This is a genomic window from Bacillus sp. SH5-2, assembly GCF_008368905.1.
Classification (GTDB): domain Bacteria; phylum Bacillota; class Bacilli; order Bacillales; family Bacillaceae_G; genus Bacillus_A; species Bacillus_A luti.
In genome coordinates this window covers 132,898-153,834 of sequence record NZ_QOSD01000037.1, presented here as the reverse complement: position 1 = coordinate 153,834, position 20,937 = coordinate 132,898, and the positions used below count along the sequence as shown (strand labels likewise).

Genomic DNA, 20,937 nt, shown 5'->3' with positions numbered 1-20,937 from the left:
ACAATAACATTTGTTTGATAGCTTCTATCTTTATAATTAACTGTAACGCATACTTCTATCACCTTCTGTTTCCTCCTTTCAAAAAATTTATCTTTCATACTATTACTTATTAATTAGCCAACTTTTGCAGTTCAATGTTCAAGAATGTTCGAACGCTACGTGGTAAAAATTTTCGAATTTCTTCATCATTAAAACCAATTTGTAATCTTTTCTCGTCCAGCATAATTGGGCGACGCAACATTAGTGGATGCTCAATTATTAATTTATAAAATTCATTCAGCGAAAGCTCATCTATATTTATATTTAAGTCTTGAAAAGTTTTCGATCTAGTTGAAATAATTTCAGTAGCACCCTCTTCTGTTAAACGAAGAATGGATTTAAGTTCATCCACTGTCATAGAATTGGATACGATATTTTTTTCAGTATAATCAATTTGATTCTCTTCAAGCCATGCTTTTGCTTTTCGACATGAACCACAGCTTGCTGTTGTATATAAAACCACCATATTTCACTCACTCCTTTAATGTTCTTTATGAAACGTACATTTTATATATCGATTATTTAAATGTATTAAAAAAAATTACAGTTTAGAATCAAATACACGTAATATTATTTATTCGGCAATGTTTCGCTTATTTCTACTATTCGTTTCTTTTCATGCTTCTTTTATAAAATGATTGAAACTACATTTTACAGACGATAACAACTCACTTCTAAAAATCTTACTGTAATTTTAAACTTTACAGTTCAATTAATCAACTGTTAAGTCTTGGAGTAATTAATCATTTTTTTGTTTGAATTTCACCATAGCGTTATAGCAAACCAATTTCCAATGCACTTCAAAATACATTTTATTCATTTCTTACTTACGTGTGCTATTATGAAATATATTTAGCATAATAAAAAGTACGCACTTTAAAGTGTTATAGGTACTAAAAAGTAACGTATGTATTTTCATGCCGTTCTGCTTATTTCTCTCTTACATCGGTTATTATGAACGATATTTAGCACAATAAATAGTACGCACTTTAAAGTATTATAGGCACTAAAAAGAAATAATTTGAGTAGGTAAACCCAAAACTGTAATCTAAATTTATCAAAGGAGTTTTTTTATGAAGACATATAATATTCCTGTCGAAGCAACTTTAGAAGTTATTGGTGGAAAGTGGAAAGTCGTTATCCTTTGCCATTTAAAGAAAGGAACAAAAAGAACGAGCGAATTAAAACGTTTAATGCCTGGTATTACTCAAAAAATGTTAACACAACAATTACGTGAATTAGAAGAAGATGATGTAATTCAAAGGAAAGTATATGACCAAGTACCACCGAAAGTAGAATATTCTTTAACTAATTACGGTTCGTCTTTAGGAGCCATACTCGATTCCCTCTGCACTTGGGGCGAAGTTCATCTTGAAAAAAACGGTAACACATCCATGCTTATTACAGCCGATGAATAATAACTGTTCCTATTATAACTATATTGAAGACAAAAAATAGGTCGAGGCAATAATTGCCCCAACCTATTTTTTATACCTCTTTATAACTTTTTGCAGTAATAACTGTTTCAAATTCAAAGGTTTCTGGCAGATGATCAGCATAAGAGTATTCAAAAGTTCGTCCATCCGTTAAATAGGCCACTTGTTCAACTCTCATTAGGAAATCTTGATTTGTTAAGTTCATAAACTGCTTTTCTTTATCATCTGGGCGAATTCCTTTGACCCTAACAACGGATGTTCCCACTTCAAGAGCTAGTTTATTTTGAATGTGCGAGTAGATCGATTCCTCTAAAACAGAAACCTCCACACCTGGAATGACCGAAATAGGCATCCATGTATGCTCCATAATCGTTGGGATACTGTGAATGATACGGAGGCGAATAATTTTATATACAAAATCCCCTACTGAAATGCCCAATTTTTCAGCAATTATTTCATCGGCACCGACAATCGTAAACTCGATAATTTTACTTTCTACCTCGCTGCCATAAACAGCTTTTGTACCTGTTAAAGTTTGAATCATTCGTGCCTTTTCCTGCTGCCGCCAATCTTGAACGACTGTTCCACTTCCGCGCCGGCGGATGATGTATCCGTCTCTAACTAACAAATCCAGCGCTTTTTTAATAGTAAGAACTGAAACGCCAAATTCTTCAGCAAGGATGGGACTGCTTGGAATTTTTTCATTAATTTTATATTCACCGTCTAAAATTTGCTGTTTAATTTTTTGGTAAATGCCGAGGTATTTTACTTGTGTTGATCCGCTTGCCATTTCCATACCTCCTTTATGCTGTATTCCCTCTTCTATTCATTCAAGTTTAAAGCCTCAAGTTTGTAAACGGAAGGTGATGGAGCAGCAAATCCGTTTTCTAAGATTTCAATATTCGTTACCGCTTCTTCATCTTTCACAAGTTTTGGTGCACCATTTACGATTGTTTCATACGCTGCATCATAGAAACGACCGTAATCACCAAGCGGCGTTTTAATTTGTTTTTCAATCCAATCACCGTTTGCATTTTGATATTTAGCAATTCCATAGTACATCGGCGAATCTTCACCAAATCCTGCACTCTCAGGCATAATACCCGCTTTCAGATCATTTTCCTGCTGATCTTCACCATACTTAATAAACGATCCATTTGTTCCATGAACGATAAAGCGTGGATAATCTTTCGCTACAACATGGCTCGTTTTTAATTTAATTTTCAGCTGATTTCCGTAATATAGACCAACATCGAAATAGTTATCAACCGCATCTTCCACTTCATTATTACGAATATCGTATGTCACCGTATGAGGACGGCCAAATAGTGAAATCATACGGTCCATCGTATGGATACCTAAACTATAAAATGAACCTTCTTCTTTTGGACCTTCGTGAGTGATTGAACCAGGACGGAAATAGTCAATATGTGATTCAACCTCAACGATATCACCAAGGAATCCTTGTTCTACAACTTGCTTCACCGCTAAAAAATCACCATCAAAACGGCGGTTTTGATAAGGCATAACTACTACACCTTTCTCTCGTCCTAAGGCTAATAATTCTTTCGCATGTTCTACTGTATCGCAAAATGGTTTTTCAACGATAACCGATTTTCCAGCAAGTATAACTTTTTTCGCTAATTCGTAATGCGTATGTGCTGGCGTACAGACCGTCACCACTTGAATTTCTTTATCATTCAACAATTCATCCAAATCAGTAGTGAAACTAACACCTTTTTCCTCATATGGAGCCGCTAGTTCTTCATTAATTTGACGTGCAAAAATCGTTTTTACTTTTATATTTTTACGTGTATTTACATACGGTAAGTGATAGCGGTTAGCTGATTTTCCAAATCCAATAAAGCCCATTGTTAATGTCATATTCTTCAACTTCCTTGCTCATAAAATTTTGTTTCTATTTTTATTATATATTTTTATCATTAAAAGTATATAGTTTTGATTTTAAATATATATAATAAATAAAAAAGTCGGGCTACAAATCATTTCGATTTTCATCCCGACTTTTTACTTTAAGTTATGGATCTATAAATTTAAACATTGTTTTAAGAGCTATTAGATCACACTCTTATTCATACATATAAGAACGTGTCATCGGAATTGTATCGTTAATACCTTTTGTAAATACAAATTGATGTAAATCAATATTACCTGTAAAGAACGAAGCTGCACATGCATTTAAATATAAGCGCCACATACGAATGAATCGCTCATCTTTCGTTTTGCGAACTTCCTCCAGTACGTTTTCAAAATTTTGAGACCAATGTTGTAATGTTTTCCCGTAATGTCTACGTAAGCTTTCCACATCAACAATGAAAAATTGTTCGTTTGTCATGTTCGTGATTAATTCGTTAACAGCAGGGACATAACCGCCAGGGAATATATATTTTTCAATCCAACCATTCGTAGCACCACCATTGGCTGGAGAAGTAATACAATGAAGTAGAGAAATCCCACCATCATTTAGTAGCGTATTAACTGTCTCAAAGTATTGCGTAATGTTGTCTTTTCCTACATGTTCAATCATACCTACACTAACAATTTTATCAAATTTACGATTCTTAATATCGCGGTAATCAAGTAAAGATACTTCAACTAAATCCGTAAGCCCTTCTTTTTTAATTCGCTCGGAAGTCTTAGCATATTGTTCCTCACTTAACGTTACTCCCATCGCTTTCACACCGTACTGTTTAGCGGCAGCTGTAATGAGTTCACCCCACCCGCAGCCAATATCTAATAGCGTATCACCTTTTTGAAGGTTCAACTTTTTCAAAATATGATTCACTTTATTATGTTGGGCTGTCGTTAAAGAATCTTGCTCATTTTGGAAATATGCACAAGAATATGTCATTGTTTCATCAAGCCACAATTTATAGAAATCGTTCCCAATATCGTAATGATGAGCAATATCATCTTTATTTTTTTGTTTCGAGAAATTCCATTTACTTTTGAAATATTGCAACTTACTATCACCTAAAAAGCTGTCCTGCCTTTTATAAATAGATTGAATGGCTTTTTCAAGATTACCCTCTATTTCAAGGTCCCCATTCATATATGCTTCACCGAATGCAATAGAAGGATCCTTTGCGATTTCTTTTTTGGAAAGCGGCTTATGGAATGTTACATGAAATTGAGGTTCCCCTTCTCCATATTGTATTGTTTCTCCATTCCAAAGTGTAATTTGAACTGGATCTGAAAAAAGATTTTTAAGTATTTTTTTATAAAAAAGTTCTTCAACCATATAAACATCTCCTACTAAAAAAAATGAACAAAAAACTATACTAGTTAATAAGTTTTTTTGAACATAGCTTAAAACCGTTATGACTTCTTGCTACGAGTGTCATTATAAAACGGTTATATTATGTAGCATAGTACGTACTTTAAAGTGATGAAGGCACTTTTAAGTACCTATTAAAACTTTAATCAATTCTTCATCACGGCTAAAACAGTTGCTAATATGGTATAGATCCTTACTTTTACTTTCTAAATTTTTATACTAAAAAACACCACCTCGTCATTAGGTGGTGTTTTCAATGTTACATATAGAGATTTCACTTAACTTTACTATTTTTTCTATCTATGCACCGTTCTCCCCAAACGGTCAATTGATTTAATACATTTTGCAAAGACCACCCATAATCAGTTAAGGAGTATTCTACTCTGGGTGGAACTTCTTTATAGATTTCACGTGTAATCACACCATCATCTTCCAGCTCACGTAATTGTTGCGTCAACATTCTAACAGAAATTTCAGGAATTAGACGCTGCAACTCGCTCGTTCGCTTCGTTCCTTTCGTTAAGTGACATAAAATGACAACCTTCCACTTTCCCCCGATAATTTCTAAAGTTGCTTCTATCGGTATATTATATTGTTTCACTTATTCTCCCTCCTTTTTTCTAAATTTCTTCTCTATTGTTACGTAAAAATAACTAATTTTCTATACGGCACATTTTAGTTCCTACAGCACAAAAAAGTACCTATATTACAAAAAAGTAATTATGCCGTTTAAAAATCTCCCTATATACAAAAAGAAAAAACGAGCGTATCTTCGCTCGTTTTTTCCTTCTTTATTCAGCTGCTGTTATAAGCATAGACGTGTTACCATTCTTTTCAAGATGATTTTCTCCCCAGTTACAAAGAGAATCAAGTATAGAATCTAATGAATGACCGTAATCAGTTAAGGAATACTCTACTTTTGGCGGCACTTGGTTATACACTTTTCTCTCGATTACACCATCTTCTTCTAATTCACGTAATTGCTGTGTTAACATCTTTTGTGTAATACCAGACATTAATTGTTTTAATTCGCACGTTCTCTTTTTGTCTTTCTTTAAATGACAAAGGATAACTACTTTCCACTTCCCACCGATAACCTCTAAAGTCGCCTCTACAGGAATATTGTATGTTTTCATATAAAAATCTCCTTTAATAATGTTATAAGGCAATTAAGCTAAAGATTTAAATATTACTTTTAAGTATCTATAGCACCTTAAAGTACGTACTTTTTATTGTATTAAACATGTTTCATAATAGCATACGTAAACAGCAGATGAGTAGTACGGCACTAAAAAGTACCTGTATTACTTTTTAGTATCTATATCACTTTAAAGTACGTACTTTTCATTATGTAAAATACATTTCATAATAGCATTTGTAAGAGTTGAGTGAGTCATGCAGTGTTAGAAATGACCCATGTTACCTTTTAGTGCTAACGTACTTTTTTAACTGTTTATATACTTTTATCATGCCTTTTGTCAGACGATGAAATGACATATATTGATTTTCACAATCATTAATTAATTTTCAAATACATTTTAGGAGGATATCTATAATGAGTAAATTATTAAAAGAAAAAATTGGTTTTGGTACAGCACCACTAGGAAATATGTACCGTAATATCCCAGAAGAAGAAGCAATTGCTACAGTGGATGCTGCTTGGGAGAATGGCGTTCGTTACTTTGATACAGCTCCACTTTATGGATCTGGCTTAGCGGAGATTCGTCTTGGTGAAGCACTATCAAAAAGAAATCGTGATGATTACTTTTTAAGCACAAAAGTAGGTCGAACGATTTCAGATGAACTAGAAGATCCATCTGCACGTGATTTAGGTGAAAAAGGCGGACTGTTCGAATTTGGTCGTAAAAATAAAATGATCAATGATTATAGCGCAGATGCAACACTTCGTTCTATCGAGCAAAGTTTGAAACGTCTAAAAACAGATCGTCTAGACTTTGTTTTCATTCATGATTTAGCACAAGACTTTTATGGTGATGAGTGGATTTCACAATTTGAAATTGCTCGAACAGGAGCATTCCGTGCACTCACACGTTTACGTGAAGAAGGAGTCATTAAAGGCTGGGGACTAGGAGTAAACAAAGTAGAATCAATTGAACTTATGCTTGATTTAGAAGAAGCGAAGCCAAATATATCTTTACTAGCTGGTCGTTATTCATTACTAGACCACGAGCGTGCATTGCAACGAGTAATGCCTGCAGCTGTTAAGCATAATATGGATATTGTTGTTGGTGGCCCATATAGCTCAGGTATTCTTGCTGGAGGTGCTCACTTCGAATATCAAAAAGCATCACCAGAAATTATTGCAAAAGTTGAGAAAATCAAAGCTCTTGCAGATCGTCACGAAATCAGCATCAAAGCTGCAGCATTACAATTTTCACTAGCGAATCCAGCAGTTGCTGCTGTTGTTCCTGGTGCAAGTAAACCAGAACGAATTGTAGAAGATCAAAACGCCTTAAACACAATAATTCCAGCAGCATTCTGGGAAGAAATGCGCGAACAAAAACTAGTAGCACCTAATGCACCACTACCAATCAACGTAAAATAATTTGAAACCTTAATCAGTGGGGCATCCCCCACTGATTATTTGCTCGCAAATATCGAGATAAAAAGGAGCGTAATGAACATGGCACATACTACTACATCTATGGAAGTTTTCGGTTCACCTGAACAAGTATGGCAATTAATCGGCGGTTTCAACTCCCTTCCAGACTGGTTACCTTATATACCTAGCAGTAAATTAACTGAAGGCGGTCGTGTACGTCACCTAGCTAATCCAGATGGTGATACGATTATAGAACGCTTAGAAGTATTCAATGAGAAAGAACGCTACTACACGTATTCAATCATGAATGCACCATTCCCAGTCACTAATTATCTATCTACAATCCAGGTGAAAGAAGGTACTGAAAGTAACACATCGTTAGTAGAGTGGTCTGGTACGTTCACTCCTGTTGAGGTTAGTGATGAAGAGGCAATAAATCTGTTTCATGGCATTTACAGTGATGGACTGAAAGCATTGCAGCAAGCATTTCTAGACTGACTACTAAAAACAATGAAAAGCAAAGCGATATCGCTTTGCTTTTTTATAAAATCCCTTTTAACTTTTCACCAATCAACTTCGCTACATACTCATAGCCTTCTGGTCCAAAGTGTAGCCCATCTCTTTCATCATTTTCTACAAATGTTTTATAATTCCGTTCTTGAATCATTTCAGCATACAAATTTAGAAAATAGCTTCCTGTTTCTTTCGCCACTTCCTCTACCACGTCTGCATACTGACCGAGCACTTCATTTGTTCTATTATGCTGTCTTTCTTCATCAACTGGGGCAGGACTAATAAGCAGTACTTTACCTGACGAAATATAGTTCACAATCTTCTCTAAATTTTCTTTGTATGCTTGTAATGACCCTTGTGAAAAAGAAACTGCATCATTCGTGCCAAGAAAAACTGTTACGAAATCTGGTTTATGTGATAATACATCTTCTTCAATCCTATTTAACGCATCGAATGTATTATCACCTGGAACACCTGCATTCACCACTTCCCAATTTGGGAATATCCTTTGTAACCTTGGTGTTAATCTAGGTATACCATCAAAAAATACATCATCAGCTGTAATACTATCACCGAAGCATACTAACGTTTTCATTAGACTTGCTCTCCTTTTACGTATGAAATAACTTTCCTTCTACCGCCTTAATATATCTTTCAGCAGAACGTTCCACTGCCCCATTTGCATTCTCTTTTACTACGCGATGAAAAGCGTTGTATAAACGATTAAACTGTAACGGCTTCACTCGATTCACCATTTCTTCCACTTTTCTCGCTGGTAATGGAATTAAGTTTGGATAACTATACATAAAGCTTACCCATCGCTCATCCGCTACAACTTGAATAATATCACCTGTTAACAAAATTCCTTTTCCATCATTCCCTTCTTCCCAATGTAAGACCGAACCACCTTTAAAATGACCTCCTAAACGATGAATGACCAATCCATCAGCTAATTGTAAAGACTCACCAGACCAATAAATAATACGACTACTCGGGCGCATCACCCACTCTTTATCATCTTCGTGTATATAAATTGGTACATCAAATGTCTCGGCCCATTCTACTTGCGTTGAATAATAATGAGGATGAGACAATGCAATTGCATCTAATCCGCCAAGCTCTTTTATTTTCGCAATTGTCATTTCATCTAAATAAGTAATGCAGTCCCATAGTAAACGATATGATTCTGTTTTCACTACAAATGCCGTTTGACTGATCGCAAACCCTGGTTTTGTCGTAATACTATAAAGCCCATTTTCCTCTTCAATTATTTCATTTTTATATGCATCACCTGTTTGTAAGCTTTCTAGCGTCGTCCAAGACTGCCCTTTCGGATTCACATATTGCCTTTCTTCATCACAAATATGACAACTCACCGGTTCCTCTACACTCGCTGCATACTGCACGCCACACGTTGTACAAACGAAATTTTTCATAATAACTCCCCCTATCCCTATATTTTTATTAAGCTGATTTTTGTTGATAATGATCTGCTTTTTTATTTTCAATTAATAAACTTATAAAAGTAAGTAAATAAACAGCTGTAACCGATAATGGAATTACAGTAAATCCTTTTTCGCTTCTGAAACATTCATTTCACGATCTCCCAAAAAATATTTGTACTATAAAGTCACCTCAACCTCGCCCATCCAATAACGCCAAGCTGCTAAATAATCTTCTAAATCTTTCGGGTGGTGCCGTAAACATGTATCTATACACAAATATAATCCTATGACTATTTCTTCATATAAATCACAGTCTTTTTTATGAAATACACACTTTTTCATCGCATAATTAATTGTTTCTTTTGTTACATCTTCCGGGGTTGAACAGAACGCATAAATTAAATCGTATATAGGATCTCCTAACACTGGTAAAGAATCAATTACACCATGCAGCTTATTTCCTTGAAATATACAATTATGGAATCCAAGATCACCATGCAATAAAAATGGCTGATTTATTACAGTCCCCCTACTTGGACTATTTGCTAACTTAAGAACCGTTCTATACTCTTCTTCACTTATGTAACGTTTTACATTTTCATGAGCTTCCATCACATTTGTCGTTAAAAATTCATTCCAAGATTGAACCGGACTTTCTTTCCATCCCCAGCCATCTATACGTGAAACTATTTCATACTTATTAATAACTTCTTTTACAAGTGTACGAAGCGTACTTCGTTTATATCCTTGTTCGTAAGAAGTACTACCTTCAAGAAAAGAATACACAATATACGTATGGAAAGGTCCCTTATACAAAAGCTTTGAAAATAAAGTATTCCCCTCATAAAAAGAAAGAAAATCAGCTTCTTCCCGTATTACTTCCGCTTCATTCAGCTTTACAACATATGCTTCGTCCAACAAATATACTGTACTTGTCGTTCCTCCGTTCAACACTTTTATGCTATTTGGATAATGTGTAATAACTTTCTCATTAACTAATTGTTTAGCGATTACTGAAATGTCCATTCTGAAGATTCCCTCAATTCAAATGGCAACTTTACTATTATTTGATAAAAATAAGGAGAATCCTCCCAAACATCTTAATATAACAAAAAATAATAATATTTTATTGCAACGACTTCCTTCAATGCGACGCAATTTCTTCACTCTAAATGTTCTTCATATAATCTAATAATTTCTATTGTGCAATCTCTTTCTTTTAACTTCTGAGCCAAACTTTCTACACCAAACACCTCTGTAAACGTATGACTACCTACAATTAAATTAATACCTTTAAATTTTGCATGTTGCACTGTATATAATGTTTTTTCTCCTGTTATATACGTGTCGCACCCTTTTTCTAGCGCACGTTCAATAAGATTTGTATTATTCCCTGCACCGGTTAAAATCGCAATTCGCTTTACTGGTTTATCGTGATTCCTCCAGCTCTTCACTTTCTCTTCCATTCTCTCTTCCAGTTTTCCAACTAGGTTTGAAAAGGGCATCGCTTCTTCAAACTCTCCTATTCCAGGTAATTCTTCTTCCTCATACGTAGAGTATTCTAGAATTGTATCTATCCCAATTTCATGAAATAACGATGTACACGTCCCAAACTTTACAAAATCTAATGGTAAATGAATCCAAAAATGATTCATTTCATATTGTTTTAATTTCTCAATACAAGCCTCTTCCATACCAAATAAAAAACTCCAAGGCGCATGATGTGTAACGATCATATCGACTCCATTTCGATACGCTTCTTCAATCGTTTCTAACGTTAAATTTGTTGTGTAACCTATTTTGTGAAATTCCTCTTTACTAATTTGAGTGAAACCATATTCATCATCACCATATTTGTGAAGATGCTCTTCAAAAAGTGATGTAATATGTTCTTTAAACTGCGTTATATTCATTTTTATTTCTCCCTTCATTCACTTTTATATTTCAAAAATAAGGAAATACTAATAACAACGTTACATACATATAGGAGGACAATATGAAACCTGAATTTTTAAAAGCTGTACATGATGCAATTGGAAATGTCGAACACATTCATATAGAAGAAAGCGGTGCTGACAGCTTACTTATTCATCATGATGATGCACAGCAATTACAACAAGTTGCTAAAGCATTAGAAAACAATAATTTCCGCTCTGCTTTAAAAACAACGGGAAATGCTTCTTATATTGAAGTGTTGAACAGATAGTGAAAGTCTGGATGTATGCCGGGCTTTCTTTTTATATTAAAACTTCAAACTCTTTCACATACACAGCTGTTCCAGCAATATCTATTTGTAAATTCTCATTTTCTACATCTTTCGTTACATAAACCGTTACACGACCATCTTTATTTATTTCCTGTCCTTGTTCAACAATTAACTCCATTTCATGGTCAAAATCCTTTTCCAAATACATCGCATAGTACGCTCCCATTACACCTGAAGCTGTTCCTGTCACTGGATCTTCTATTGTTCCAGAATAAGGTGATGAAAAATGACGACCGTGCATTTTTGATTCTGCATTATATGTTTCTATGCAAAGCGGATGAATAGAGGCCTTTGGTATTTCTTTTAGCACAAATGGAAATTCATTATTATTTGGTTTCATTTTCTCACATGCTTCTAGATTTTTAACAGGTACAATTACAGTCCAAATACCAGTACTTCCATATACAATTGGTAATTTTTCATCTAAATCATTTACTTCCAGACCAATACTGTGTGCTAATGCCTCTTGGGAACCTGTAAAATTTTGAAACTGTGGTGTTGCTTGTCTCATTTTAATAAAAGTTTCTCCACTTTCATTCGCGCCTATATGTATCGGCAAAATCCCTGCCTTCGTTTCAATTGTTAAATTATGCTTCTCTTCTAATAATCCCCTTTCATGAAGTGCATATATAGTCCCTACTGTCGCATGACCACATAAATCCATTTCATGACCGGGAGTAAAATAGCGAATCTTTATATCTGCTACTTCTGAAGAAAGAACGAAAGACGTTTCATTAAATCCAACTTTTTCAGCAATAAGCTGCATTTCCCCTTCCGTTAATCCATCTGCCTCTAATACAATACCTGCTGGATTACCCATATTCGGTTTATTCGTAAATGCGTCATAATGAAATACGTTTATAGTCTTCATTCTCTTTTCCCCTAACCTTCTTTAAAAATTTTATAATAAAGCTCTATCTCCGTTTTCACCACTTTAATTCACCTACACCTGGCTCAATAAACTTCCCTGAAACATCCTCGTTTGAATCTATTACCCAATCATATATATTTTTTGCTCCTTCAGCCGGAGACATATTCGCATCAAAAGCACCAATATCAGTCTTTAATTTCCCAGGGTGAATTGCCGTTACACCAATTCCTTTATTCTCAAACTCTTGTTGTAAGCAGAGCGTTAACATATTTTGTGCAGCTTTAGCGATTCGATATGAATATGAGAACTGGCCTTGTGGAAACTCTTTGTTCGCCATTTTATGCAATGAACCTAATCGAGAAGACACATTTATTATTCTTGGATGATCCGATTTAACTAAAGCCACATATGTACCTTTTACAGCTCGAATTACACCTAAGCAATGAATAGTGAACTACTCACCACTTAACGTCCTTACGGACTGTTTGAAGTGGGAGCTTCTTGGGAAGTAGATACTTTTATTAGCTATCTATATTTACCAAGCTATAAGGGTAGTACCTACCCCTAAAGAAAACACCAATTACATGGCTAATTTTAGTAAGTTTATACTTGCGTTTACATCTCTATCATGATGGCTATTGCATTCAGGGCAAGTCCACTCTCTAAGGCTTAGATTCTTGACTTCCTTATTTTTATAACCACAACAAGAACACAATTGGCTACTCGCATAATCTTTAGGTGCAATTATCAAATCACGACCTTTCCATATTGCTTTATAGTCAAGGTGCTCTCTGAATTTAGCCCAAGATACTTCACTGATTGCTTTTGCTGATTTGTGATTCTTTTGCATGTTCTTCACTTTCAAGTCCTCAATCACAATTACTTGGTTTTCGTTTGTGATTTCATTGCTTATCTTGTGAAGAAAATCATTGCGTTGATTCGCAATCTTCTCATGAAGTCTTGCAACTTGTAACCTGGCCTTGTTTCTATTGTTTGAACCTTTCTTTTTACGCGACAAAGAGCGCTGCAGAAGAGCTAATCTTCTTTCGGCTTTTCTCAACCATTTAGGGTTCTCATATTTCTTGCCATTAGACAATATTGCAAAGTCTTTTAGCCCAACATCAATACCCACTTTTGTATCAACTTTAGGAAACAATTGCTCATTTTCTTCTACTAAAATCGATACAAAGTATTTACCAGTAGGTGTTTGAGACACTGTAGTAGACTTAATTAATCCAAAGAATTGTCTGTGCTGTTTAATCTTTACCAAGGTCTTTAGTTTTGGCAGCTTGATATAACCACTCTCCATGTAAACCGTGCCTTTTTGGTTATTTGTTGTATAAATACGATGGTTATCTTTCTTACTTTTGAATTTCGGGAATCCAACAGATTTATCACGGAAAAAGTTAGCGTATGCTTTAGTCAAATTCATTTGAGCATTCGCCAATGCAAGACTATCAACTTCCTTTAGAAATGGAATTTCAGCCTTATATTGTGCAGGCGTAGGATATTTAACAGATTTATCAAGTTTATCCTGTGATTCTTGATAAGATTTGATTCTATCTGCAAGCATCTTGTTGTATACAAATCGAACACATCCAAATGTTTTTGAGAAAAACATTTGTTGTTCTTTATTTGGATAGATACGATATTTGTATGATTTTAACATTTCCTACACCTCACTTTTCCCTTGATTTTCAATATATTTCTTTACTACATCTATCGGTGAACCACCCGTAGTAATCAAGCAAAAGCTTCTTGACCAAAACATTTCTTCCCAAAGTTTCTTTCTCACATGGGGAAAGTCTCTCTTGATTAGTCGAGAACTTGCACTTTTATACGCATTAATGAACTTTGTCATTTCTGTATTCGGATGTGCCTTGAATAAGATATGCACATGGTCTACATCATGATTCCATTCAACTAATGTGATGTTATAGTTTTCAGATAATCGGACAAACATCTCTTTTGCATAGTCCGATATATCATCATCAAATACATTTCTTCTGTATTTCACGACCAATACAAGGTGATAATACAACAAGAACACTGAATGATTATTACTATCTAACTTCATTGATACACCAACCTTTACCCTTTATAATACTGATTATATCGGAGGTGAAAATAAAAGGCAAAGCCTTTTAGCTACGCCAAACCGAAATTCATCTCCCACCTATCGTTGGGCTACGCCCTTCACACGCCCCAGGAAGGAGAATTCTTTCGGGAAATTCGTTAAATAAGTCCGTTAGCTCTTCTGAATTTGTATGTAAAATCTCAGTCTCCTTTCCAGTAATTCCAGCGTTATTTATAACTAAATCAATACACTCTGTATATTCCGCAAGTTGATTCTTAATTTGTGCGATACTCTCATCAGCCGATAAGTCTGCTAATATAGGAAAACATCTAAAACTAAACATTTGCTGTAATTGTGTTACCGCAACCCCAGTTCTAACTAACGGATAAACAATATGCCCCTTTTCATGAAATATTTTTACTAACTGTAACCCTAATCCGCGATTTCCACCTGTAATAAACACTCTCATATATCCATCTCCTTATTTTTGTAATAAATAAGAAAATCCACCCAATTACCATTCTCTAAAGAAAACGCCTCTCTCTTGCATTCAAGTGAAAAACCTGCTCGTTCCGCAAGACGAACAGATGGCTCATTATCAACACGTATATGTAATTCGATTCTATGAAAATCAAGGTTATTAAAAAATAATGGTAACGCAGCTTTCACACTTTCCATGCCATATCCATTTTTCCAATATTGATTATGTATGGAATACCCCATCATCGCCCATTGATAGTCCATACGTAAAATTTTAATCAGCTCTAGCTTACCAATATTAGCTCCGTCTTCTTTACGAAAAATACCTAATACATACATCTCATCTCGATGCGCTGCTTCATCAAAGCCTCTTATCCATTCCTTGAACCATTCTTTAGTTGATGATGCCATAACTTGATAACCATCGTCATATTTATACTGCGATGGTAACCTCTTATTAAATCCATCTAACCAACTTTCATAATCATCATTTTGGAACGGACGGATCATAAGTCTCTCTGTCTCTACCTGTAATGGCGGCAGCTTCATTTACATCTCTTCCCTTAATTAATATTTGAATATTCTTTATTATCTTACACAAAATAGAAAATCTAGTAAATTATTATGTTCTTTACAAACAAAAATCCAGTCATGCTCACTGCATAACTGGATTCTTCCTCATTAGTAACTTTTATTTTATAAACACATCTTCTCTTAATTCCCTCTTCAACACTTTTCCTAAAGCATTTTTCGGTAATTTGTTCATAAATACAACTTTGGGTATTTTATAACTTGCTAGTTTTTCTTTACAATACTGTATAATTTCTTCTTCCGTTAAAGACGTTTGCATATCTTTTACAATGTACGCTGTCGGAACCTCTCCCCAAAAGTCATCTGGAACTCCAACTACTGCAACTTCTAAAACACCTTGTATTTCATGAATAACATCTTCTACTTGATCTGGATATACGTTATCACCACCGCGTATTATAACGTCTTTATATCTTCCCATAATATGCAAGAATCCGTCGTTATCTATCATGCCAGCATCGCCCATGTTAAACCAATTATCTTTTACTACCTTCTTTGTCGCCTTTTCATTATTCCAATACCCTTTAAACATGTATGGACTTCTTACATGAATCTCTCCAACTTCATTTGTTGTTAGTTCATCGCCTGTTTCTGGATGAACAATTTTCACCTCTACATTTTTCAAGGTTTTTCCTACAGAAGACATCTTTTCTTTTCCCATCATTGGATGCCATGATGTTACAACCCAACCTTCTGTACTACCATAGCCTTGCACCATATAGATTCCTTTTTCCATATATTTTTGGATGAGTGTTTCTGGCACTTTTGTTCCACCGCTTTGTGCTACTTTAAAAGTAGAAATGTTACGTTCTTTTTTATTTAGTTCATCAAGCATATAGCTATAAACAGCTGGGAATGCAAGCATCGTAGTAATTTTCTCTTCTTCAATCTTATCCCAAATAAGAGTAGGATTCGAATCAGCTAAGAAGATCATCGTAACACCATGATAAATACAATTTAAAATAGAAAGCACGCCACTCATATGAAACAATGGATGCACGGATAAAAAGCGTTCACCTGCTGGAATTTCTCTTTGTCCTGCAATCTCTGCAAAATAATGATGTAAGTTTTTATGTCCAATTACACATGCTTTTGCCTGTCCAGTCGTTCCCGAAGTAAATAAGTAAATCGCATCATCATCTTCATGAACTTCTACATTCGGTTCTGTCGTTGGTTGTTTTTGCAACTCTAATTCAAATGAACCAAAGCCTTCTTTTGTTGTTTGAATTACATAAGGAATTTCTTTAACAGCATCAACCTTTAATAACACTTCACTAAATTCTTCATCAATAACTAACACTTTTAATTTTGCTTCTTTTACTATCGTTTCTAATTCATAAGTAGTAAGCTGATGGTTTAGCGGAATAAATACAGCTCCAATTTTTAAACTTGCCATCATAACACTTGGAAACGGGTGATTATTTTTACAAAGTATTCCTATACGATCCCCTCTTTGTACACCGTTATGTAACAAATAGTGTGCAAGCTGGTTTACTCGTTCATTATACTGTTGAAACGAATACCTTTTCTCTCCGCCTACAAGCGCTTCCAAATTTGGTGATTGCATTGCTCTTTTTTGTAATAATTTTTGCATCGTTCTCAAGTAAAACTCCCCTTTATATATGTTAGATTTTTTATTTTACCAGATTAACTATTAATTTACTAAAGATTACACTTAGTGAATATAAAATGAATAAAAAAAGCCATTTACTTCACAAGTAAATGGCTTTTTCTCCTTATATATTAGAATATTTCCTGTTGATTACATATTGCACATACTCAGGTGCACTTTTATCAATCTCTTCATCGCTTAGTTTATATTCGGCACCATATAAATAAAATGATGGTATAAATTCCATACCTGTATATAGGCATGTGGCATGGAATGGTTTCGTCAACTCATCCATCGTAATCCCACTATTTTTATAGTCTTTTTCTAGTCCACCTATCGAAATAGCTACACCAAATTCTTTCCCCTTCACTTTATCCCCTTTTGATCCATACGCAAATCCATACGTTAATACATCGTCAAACCATTTTTTTAATAATGGTGGTGAGCTATACCAGTAAAGCGGAAATTGAAATATATATCTGTCATGTTCTACTAATAGCTTTTGCTCTTCTTCAATATTAAACTCCCAATTTGGTGCCACTTTATATAATTCATGCACCGTAATTTCATCCGAATATTTCTCAAGTTCTTCTATCCATCTTTTATTAATTTTTGATTTTTCAATTTCAGGGTGTGCTACAATTACAAGTGTTCTCATCATTTTCCATCCCCTTTATAAATTAATCAATCCTTTACGTATTAGTATGAATGCGTTACATATAATTGAAAAGTACGTACTTTCAGGTGCTATAGGAACCTTGAGGTACCTTTGGAGGTGTTATATGAATCAAAATGATGACTGCCCAATTGCAACGACGCTCGATGTAATCGGCGGAAAATGGAAAGTTCATATTTTATGTGTTTTGATGGATGGAAAAATGCGCACAAATGAAATCCGACGGGAAATCCCAAACATTACACAAAAAGTCCTTACACAACAACTTAGGCAACTTGAGGCTGATGGGATTATCCATCGTACTGTATATCAAGAAGTACCACCAAAGGTTGAGTACACAATAAGCGAATATGGGAAATCTTTAATGCAAATTATGAATGAACTATTTGAATGGGGAAAAGATCATCAGATCAAAAAATTACATGACTAAAAAGGCACTATATACTTTGTTTAATCATCTATGTTTATATTTTGTGTTTTTATAAATTTTATTTTTATCGTTTTTGAGCTAACTTGTTTTCTTAGATTGATGGACGTGACCCCACATCCATCAATCTAAAAAGATATAATTAGAAAAATGAGATTTCTATACAATTTCGCATATAAACACTACTTCCGCCCCATTAAACACTTGCCCTACTTTTTCTAATCTCAATTGTACGTAAACTATAAAGGAGCACACCTAAACCGAGAATCTTTTCATTATTAGACGCATTAGAATCTAATGTAATAGTAGGTACATTTAAACCCATGAACCTTTCACTCCATTCTATAGGCATATATCCTTGCTTACCGATCGCTAATGTACGCCCATCTATTGTACGAAGAGTGCTTTGAATAAAATCAAACTCCACTTCTATATCGGACAATTTTGTGGCTTTATCTGTCATCAAAGTACCTCGTATCATAGTAAATCCTTGTATCATTTTTTCTTTAAACATGCCAATCTGATTATAATTTGAATCATAGACTACCCAATCATATCCGTCCACTTCAGTATGAAAATATGCTAGAATCTCCCCGCTACTCGTTTCTAATCCATAAACATCTCTATTATGTAAAAAAGGTATCACTGAAAACAGAATGTTAGATGAAACCATCTTTGTTCCTGCAATATATCCACCATCAGGATGATATAAACCATATTGCTTGTTCCGTTTAGGTAATTCTAATACGACAAAAGTATCAACATCCCAAAATGTTGCATTACTTTTTATCATATTTTTTTGTATCAACTTTCCTTTTCTTAACTGCCAAAATCCAATTCCCAAAAAGATAGAAGCAGGGATAATAAAAAAGATAAACTGCCCCCAATTAATATGTCCCCAATCTTCATATACGACGCATAAAGCAAAAATAAAAATACCCGTTCCAATTAACAGTTTAAACTTCCCTTTTCGCTTATAATAATCAAATAATTCCATTTCTATATCTTCACCCCTTATTTGTGGTCCCTAACTATTAATATATCAAAAACACATAATGCCCTCTATCCAAAAGTATGAGTTTCACTGCCTAGGTAATTTGTTACTCTTCATAATTATTAACTTAATAAATTTTATTTCTGTCAATTGATTTTTCATAAACTTTGTACATAAAGAACAGATAACTTAGTGAACATGAAAGCCTTTTACCAACAAACTAAGATGAAATGTTATAATATATGTAAAAATCAAATGTTTTTTAAAATTACGTAAAGTGATGTTTAAGATTAATAGTATGTTAGAAATTCCAAATAATCATAACGTTACCAGTTCAAATATTAAGAGAGGTGAAATTATTGAAGAATCAATATATAGAAACACTTGTCGAAATCCTGTTAAAGCATATACCCAATGCAGCTAAAAAATCAATGTTATTTGCATTTTACAATGGGGTTGTCACGACGTATAGTTACTTTCATTATGAATCTATGAAAGTATTTGAACATGGCTCAGAAGGACTTCCATCTAATGAAATTATGGACAATATTCAAAGAGCACGCCATACTGGGGAATCAAACTGGACTGCCTTTGTTTTAACTGTTAAAAGAAATGGTTTATATGAAGTTGATTATTATGACGATTTAAATCCTACTTTAGAGTGCGGTTCTGCACTACTTTTACTTGCATACAGCCATTATCATATTGAACCAGCCTCTGATTTTAGTAAATCACAACTAAAAAGCGCTATTGAAGCAGAGAGCTTTAAGAAAACGTTAAACTACGCGTGTATGAGGAATGACATAGAAACAGTTAAAGAAAAGTTAGTAAACATTAAATTGTCTGCATTAAATAAAAAAGGACCTGATAGAAAAACGCCCCTTCACATTGCTTGTTTAAATGAAAATATTGAGATAGTTACATTACTAGTGGAAGCAGGAGCAGATTTGAAGATTAAATATCATGGAGAAACACCTTTTGCCCTAGCATGCAGAAAAGGTAACGTAGAAATTATTAAATACTTAATTTCTCAAGGTGAAAATGCAAATGAAATCATGGTCGGAAAAGTCACTCCTCTTCATTTAATTAGTAGTTCTGGTAATCAAGAAATTGTTCATTATATTTTAGAACGTATTACAAATATAAATGCGGTGACAAACAGAAAACGTTCAGCTCTCCACTACGCAGTGGAGGATAACAATCTTGAAGCAGCAAAGGTTTTAATAGACAACGGTATTGATATGGAATTACTAGAAGAATACAAAAGGAGTGCATTAAGTCTTGCTTGCGACCGCAATAAACCAGAGATGGCAGCGCTGTTGTTAGAAAATGGAGCTAATATTCATAGTACAGGACAAGGAAAAGTTACACCGTTACATAGTGCATGTGAACGAGGCTTTATTGAAGTAGTTCGAGTGTTACTACAACATCAACCGAACTTGCATGCGAAAGCAACATTATACAGTATGCCAAAGAGTCAAAATTTAAAAGAAACCCCCATCGAAACCGCTAAACGCCTTGGATACGATGAGATCATCGACCTTTTGAGCTCAAACTTATGAGAAAGAATGAAAGCAAAGTCAATATTCTTGTATTTTAGGGATAATACCATATCACTCTCTTTAAAAGTTAAAAACGCTATTCTCTCT

The 20,937-nt window shown here is 34.3% G+C and carries 23 protein-coding genes and 3 pseudogenes; 6 read left to right on the top strand and 20 right to left on the bottom strand.

Annotated features, from left to right (window positions below; all coding sequences use genetic code 11):
• Positions 1-109 precede the first annotated feature (109 nt).
• Positions 110-505, bottom strand: a complete 396-nt coding sequence (spxA, locus tag DN410_RS26430) for a transcriptional regulator SpxA (protein WP_000261180.1) — start codon at positions 503-505, stop codon at positions 110-112.
• Positions 506-1,112: 607 nt separating this feature from the next.
• Between spxA and DN410_RS26425 the strand changes: the two genes are divergently transcribed.
• A complete protein-coding gene (locus DN410_RS26425; RefSeq protein WP_071711655.1) occupies positions 1,113-1,457 on the top strand; it encodes a winged helix-turn-helix transcriptional regulator in 345 nt (114 codons plus the stop codon).
• A 70-nt stretch (positions 1,458-1,527) separates the two neighbouring features.
• Here the strand turns inward: DN410_RS26425 and DN410_RS26420 are convergent, their stop codons facing one another.
• The 5 genes from DN410_RS26420 to DN410_RS26400 form a co-directional block, all read right to left on the bottom strand.
• Complete coding sequence (locus DN410_RS26420) at positions 1,528-2,265, bottom strand: GntR family transcriptional regulator (protein ID WP_149178674.1); 738 nt, start codon at positions 2,263-2,265, stop codon at positions 1,528-1,530.
• A gap of 32 nt (positions 2,266-2,297) precedes the next feature.
• Entirely contained in the window at positions 2,298-3,359 is a 1,062-nt protein-coding gene (locus DN410_RS26415) for an oxidoreductase (RefSeq protein ID WP_149178673.1), read from the bottom strand.
• 205 nt (positions 3,360-3,564) lie between these two features.
• Positions 3,565-4,737 carry a cyclopropane-fatty-acyl-phospholipid synthase gene (locus tag DN410_RS26410; RefSeq protein ID WP_149178672.1) on the bottom strand — a complete coding sequence of 391 codons (1,173 nt, stop codon included), beginning with the start codon at positions 4,735-4,737 and terminating at the stop codon, positions 3,565-3,567.
• Positions 4,738-5,047: 310 nt separating this feature from the next.
• Positions 5,048-5,374: a winged helix-turn-helix transcriptional regulator gene (locus tag DN410_RS26405; RefSeq protein WP_149178671.1), complete on the bottom strand. Its 327-nt coding sequence runs from the start codon at positions 5,372-5,374 to the stop codon at positions 5,048-5,050.
• Between the two features lie 190 nt (positions 5,375-5,564).
• A complete protein-coding gene (locus DN410_RS26400; RefSeq protein WP_000860819.1) occupies positions 5,565-5,909 on the bottom strand; it encodes a winged helix-turn-helix transcriptional regulator in 345 nt (114 codons plus the stop codon).
• Positions 5,910-6,328: 419 nt separating this feature from the next.
• Between DN410_RS26400 and DN410_RS26395 the strand changes: the two genes are divergently transcribed.
• On the top strand, positions 6,329-7,339 hold the full coding sequence (locus DN410_RS26395) for an aldo/keto reductase (protein ID WP_149178670.1): 1,011 nt from the start codon (positions 6,329-6,331) through the stop codon (positions 7,337-7,339).
• Positions 7,340-7,417: 78 nt separating this feature from the next.
• Positions 7,418-7,834, top strand: coding sequence for an SRPBCC family protein (locus tag DN410_RS26390; RefSeq protein ID WP_060631664.1), 417 nt, complete (start codon positions 7,418-7,420; stop codon positions 7,832-7,834).
• A gap of 43 nt (positions 7,835-7,877) precedes the next feature.
• Here DN410_RS26390 and DN410_RS26385 read toward each other — a convergent pair whose 3' ends face one another.
• From DN410_RS26385 to DN410_RS26370, 5 genes and pseudogenes are all read right to left on the bottom strand, one after another.
• Positions 7,878-8,444, bottom strand: a complete 567-nt coding sequence (locus DN410_RS26385; protein WP_149178669.1) for an SGNH/GDSL hydrolase family protein — start codon at positions 8,442-8,444, stop codon at positions 7,878-7,880.
• A 16-nt stretch (positions 8,445-8,460) separates the two neighbouring features.
• Complete coding sequence (locus DN410_RS26380; RefSeq protein ID WP_149178668.1) at positions 8,461-9,285, bottom strand: MBL fold metallo-hydrolase; 825 nt, start codon at positions 9,283-9,285, stop codon at positions 8,461-8,463.
• A 28-nt stretch (positions 9,286-9,313) separates the two neighbouring features.
• Positions 9,314-9,430 (bottom strand): annotated as a pseudogene (locus DN410_RS28935) (DUF7010 family protein); the annotation flags it as partial.
• Positions 9,431-9,471: 41 nt separating this feature from the next.
• On the bottom strand, positions 9,472-10,320 hold the full coding sequence (locus tag DN410_RS26375) for a phosphotransferase (protein WP_149178667.1): 849 nt from the start codon (positions 10,318-10,320) through the stop codon (positions 9,472-9,474).
• Positions 10,321-10,457: 137 nt separating this feature from the next.
• The gene (locus DN410_RS26370; protein WP_149178666.1) at positions 10,458-11,207 is read right to left on the bottom strand and encodes a Nif3-like dinuclear metal center hexameric protein; all 750 of its coding nucleotides are present in this window, start codon (positions 11,205-11,207) and stop codon (positions 10,458-10,460) included.
• A gap of 83 nt (positions 11,208-11,290) precedes the next feature.
• On the opposite strand from DN410_RS26370, the gene DN410_RS26365 reads away from it, so the two are divergent.
• A complete protein-coding gene (locus DN410_RS26365; protein ID WP_149178665.1) occupies positions 11,291-11,500 on the top strand; it encodes a hypothetical protein in 210 nt (69 codons plus the stop codon).
• A gap of 31 nt (positions 11,501-11,531) precedes the next feature.
• On the opposite strand, the gene DN410_RS26360 is transcribed toward DN410_RS26365, so the two are convergent.
• The 8 genes and pseudogenes from DN410_RS26360 to DN410_RS26325 form a co-directional block, all read right to left on the bottom strand.
• Positions 11,532-12,431: a PhzF family phenazine biosynthesis isomerase gene (locus tag DN410_RS26360; protein WP_149178664.1), complete on the bottom strand. Its 900-nt coding sequence runs from the start codon at positions 12,429-12,431 to the stop codon at positions 11,532-11,534.
• Positions 12,432-12,486: 55 nt separating this feature from the next.
• A pseudogene (locus DN410_RS26355) lies at positions 12,487-12,885 on the bottom strand (SDR family NAD(P)-dependent oxidoreductase); the annotation flags it as partial.
• Positions 12,886-13,011: 126 nt separating this feature from the next.
• Positions 13,012-14,100, bottom strand: a complete 1,089-nt coding sequence (gene tnpB, locus DN410_RS26350) for an IS200/IS605 family element RNA-guided endonuclease TnpB (RefSeq protein WP_149178663.1) — start codon at positions 14,098-14,100, stop codon at positions 13,012-13,014.
• A 3-nt stretch (positions 14,101-14,103) separates the two neighbouring features.
• On the bottom strand, positions 14,104-14,508 hold the full coding sequence (tnpA, locus tag DN410_RS26345; RefSeq protein WP_149178662.1) for an IS200/IS605 family transposase: 405 nt from the start codon (positions 14,506-14,508) through the stop codon (positions 14,104-14,106).
• A gap of 157 nt (positions 14,509-14,665) precedes the next feature.
• Positions 14,666-14,977, bottom strand: a pseudogene (locus DN410_RS26340) (SDR family NAD(P)-dependent oxidoreductase); the annotation flags it as partial.
• Entirely contained in the window at positions 14,974-15,537 is a 564-nt protein-coding gene (locus tag DN410_RS26335) for a GNAT family N-acetyltransferase (RefSeq protein ID WP_149178661.1), read from the bottom strand. The gene DN410_RS26335 and the pseudogene DN410_RS26340, both read right to left, overlap by 4 nt.
• A 142-nt stretch (positions 15,538-15,679) precedes the next feature.
• Entirely contained in the window at positions 15,680-17,182 is a 1,503-nt protein-coding gene (locus tag DN410_RS26330; protein ID WP_149178660.1) for a class I adenylate-forming enzyme family protein, read from the bottom strand.
• 133 nt (positions 17,183-17,315) lie between these two features.
• Positions 17,316-17,849 carry an NAD(P)H-dependent oxidoreductase gene (locus tag DN410_RS26325; RefSeq protein WP_149178677.1) on the bottom strand — a complete coding sequence of 178 codons (534 nt, stop codon included), beginning with the start codon at positions 17,847-17,849 and terminating at the stop codon, positions 17,316-17,318.
• 124 nt (positions 17,850-17,973) lie between these two features.
• Here DN410_RS26325 and DN410_RS26320 point away from each other — a divergent pair, with 124 nt between their 5' ends.
• Positions 17,974-18,297 (top strand): winged helix-turn-helix transcriptional regulator, encoded by a 324-nt coding sequence (locus tag DN410_RS26320; protein ID WP_149178659.1) that lies wholly within the window; start codon positions 17,974-17,976, stop codon positions 18,295-18,297.
• A 193-nt stretch (positions 18,298-18,490) separates the two neighbouring features.
• On the opposite strand, the gene DN410_RS26315 is transcribed toward DN410_RS26320, so the two are convergent.
• Positions 18,491-19,291: an ABC transporter ATP-binding protein gene (locus DN410_RS26315; protein ID WP_149178658.1), complete on the bottom strand. Its 801-nt coding sequence runs from the start codon at positions 19,289-19,291 to the stop codon at positions 18,491-18,493.
• A gap of 356 nt (positions 19,292-19,647) precedes the next feature.
• Here DN410_RS26315 and DN410_RS26310 point away from each other — a divergent pair, with 356 nt between their 5' ends.
• Complete coding sequence (locus DN410_RS26310; RefSeq protein ID WP_149178657.1) at positions 19,648-20,850, top strand: ankyrin repeat domain-containing protein; 1,203 nt, start codon at positions 19,648-19,650, stop codon at positions 20,848-20,850.
• The last annotated feature ends 87 nt before the right edge of the window (positions 20,851-20,937 follow it).

Coding starts and splice junctions, on each gene's coding strand:
- spxA (WP_000261180.1), bottom strand. CDS start 505: ATGGTGGTTTTATATACAACAGCAAGCTGTGGTTCATGTCGAAAAGCA.
- DN410_RS26425 (WP_071711655.1), top strand. CDS start 1,113: ATGAAGACATATAATATTCCTGTCGAAGCAACTTTAGAAGTTATTGGT.
- DN410_RS26420 (WP_149178674.1), bottom strand. CDS start 2,265: ATGGCAAGCGGATCAACACAAGTAAAATACCTCGGCATTTACCAAAAA.
- DN410_RS26415 (WP_149178673.1), bottom strand. CDS start 3,359: ATGACATTAACAATGGGCTTTATTGGATTTGGAAAATCAGCTAACCGC.
- DN410_RS26410 (WP_149178672.1), bottom strand. CDS start 4,737: ATGGTTGAAGAACTTTTTTATAAAAAAATACTTAAAAATCTTTTTTCA.
- DN410_RS26400 (WP_000860819.1), bottom strand. CDS start 5,909: ATGAAAACATACAATATTCCTGTAGAGGCGACTTTAGAGGTTATCGGT.
- DN410_RS26395 (WP_149178670.1), top strand. CDS start 6,329: ATGAGTAAATTATTAAAAGAAAAAATTGGTTTTGGTACAGCACCACTA.
- DN410_RS26390 (WP_060631664.1), top strand. CDS start 7,418: ATGGCACATACTACTACATCTATGGAAGTTTTCGGTTCACCTGAACAA.
- DN410_RS26385 (WP_149178669.1), bottom strand. CDS start 8,444: ATGAAAACGTTAGTATGCTTCGGTGATAGTATTACAGCTGATGATGTA.
- DN410_RS26380 (WP_149178668.1), bottom strand. CDS start 9,285: ATGAAAAATTTCGTTTGTACAACGTGTGGCGTGCAGTATGCAGCGAGT.
- DN410_RS26375 (WP_149178667.1), bottom strand. CDS start 10,320: ATGGACATTTCAGTAATCGCTAAACAATTAGTTAATGAGAAAGTTATT.
- DN410_RS26370 (WP_149178666.1), bottom strand. CDS start 11,207: ATGAATATAACGCAGTTTAAAGAACATATTACATCACTTTTTGAAGAG.
- DN410_RS26365 (WP_149178665.1), top strand. CDS start 11,291: ATGAAACCTGAATTTTTAAAAGCTGTACATGATGCAATTGGAAATGTC.
- DN410_RS26360 (WP_149178664.1), bottom strand. CDS start 12,431: ATGAAGACTATAAACGTATTTCATTATGACGCATTTACGAATAAACCG.
- tnpB (WP_149178663.1), bottom strand. CDS start 14,100: ATGTTAAAATCATACAAATATCGTATCTATCCAAATAAAGAACAACAA.
- tnpA (WP_149178662.1), bottom strand. CDS start 14,508: ATGAAGTTAGATAGTAATAATCATTCAGTGTTCTTGTTGTATTATCAC.
- DN410_RS26335 (WP_149178661.1), bottom strand. CDS start 15,537: ATGAAGCTGCCGCCATTACAGGTAGAGACAGAGAGACTTATGATCCGT.
- DN410_RS26325 (WP_149178677.1), bottom strand. CDS start 17,849: ATGAGAACACTTGTAATTGTAGCACACCCTGAAATTGAAAAATCAAAA.
- DN410_RS26320 (WP_149178659.1), top strand. CDS start 17,974: ATGAATCAAAATGATGACTGCCCAATTGCAACGACGCTCGATGTAATC.
- DN410_RS26315 (WP_149178658.1), bottom strand. CDS start 19,291: ATGGAATTATTTGATTATTATAAGCGAAAAGGGAAGTTTAAACTGTTA.